Origin of the sequence: Streptococcus sp. HMSC066F10, assembly GCF_001813805.1 — a bacterium.
GTDB classification, from domain to species: domain Bacteria; phylum Bacillota; class Bacilli; order Lactobacillales; family Streptococcaceae; genus Streptococcus; species Streptococcus vaginalis.
This window is the reverse complement of record NZ_KV814001.1, coordinates 1-257: the sequence shown is the minus strand read 5'-3', so window position 1 is coordinate 257 and position 257 is coordinate 1. Positions and strand designations below refer to the sequence as shown.

General features: G+C 55.3%; 3 tRNA genes. All 3 read left to right on the top strand.

Going from position 1 to position 257, the window contains the following annotated elements:
• The first annotated feature begins 1 nt into the window (after nucleotide 1).
• The 3 genes from HMPREF2933_RS08975 (at nucleotide 2) to HMPREF2933_RS08965 (ending at nucleotide 256) form a co-directional block, all read left to right on the top strand.
• A tRNA-Ser gene (locus HMPREF2933_RS08975) sits at nucleotides 2–91 on the top strand.
• A gap of 12 nt (nucleotides 92–103) precedes the next feature.
• A tRNA-Met gene (locus HMPREF2933_RS08970) sits at nucleotides 104–177 on the top strand.
• A gap of 6 nt (nucleotides 178–183) precedes the next feature.
• Nucleotides 184–256: transfer RNA gene (locus tag HMPREF2933_RS08965), tRNA-Phe, on the top strand.
• The last annotated feature ends 1 nt before the right edge of the window (nucleotide 257 follow it).

Here is a 257-nt window from a genome sequence, read left to right as displayed (position 1 = left end):
TGGAGGATTACCCAAGTCCGGCTGAAGGGAACGGTCTTGAAAACCGTCAGGCGTGTAAAAGCGTGCGTGGGTTCGAATCCCACATCCTCCTTAGTAGGAATAGCGCGGGATGGAGCAGCTAGGTAGCTCGTCGGGCTCATAACCCGAAGGTCGTAGGTTCAAATCCTGCTCCCGCAATAGGTAGGCTCGGTAGCTCAGTTGGTAGAGCAATGGATTGAAGCTCCATGTGTCGGCGGTTCGATTCCGTCTCGCGCCAT